Origin of the sequence: Photobacterium aphoticum, assembly GCF_001029435.1 — a bacterium.
Taxonomy (GTDB): Bacteria; Pseudomonadota; Gammaproteobacteria; order Enterobacterales; family Vibrionaceae; genus Photobacterium; species Photobacterium aphoticum.
The window spans coordinates 1-272 of record NZ_LDOV01000114.1; the positions used below are offsets into that span (position 1 = coordinate 1).

The following is a 272-nucleotide window of genomic DNA, read 5'->3' on the forward strand; positions in this document are numbered from 1 at the left end:
AACAGCGCGGAACCTTATTTGATCGCAATCATCGAGCCGAAGTTGAAGAACTGGAACCAGACTTCCGAGCTGCTGAAACCAATTTTTGCAAAGAGTTCTTTGTGGGCGGCAATGCTGTCAGGGCGCATGACATTCTCGATAGCGCTGCGCTTCTGGCTGATTTCCAGCTCGCTGTAACCGTTGGCACGCTTGAAGTCATGGTGCAGGTCTATTAACAGCTCGTGGACCTGCTCATCATCGAAGATATATTTCTCAGACAGGATCAGAATCCC

The 272-nt window shown here is 49.6% G+C and carries 1 protein-coding gene; it reads right to left on the reverse strand.

The features are described 5' to 3' along the window. Window positions 1-14: 14 nt before the first annotated feature. Window positions 15-272, reverse strand: a 258-nt coding sequence (locus tag ABT58_RS23265; protein ID WP_047876799.1) for a class I SAM-dependent methyltransferase, incomplete at its 5' end; no start/stop codon positions are given.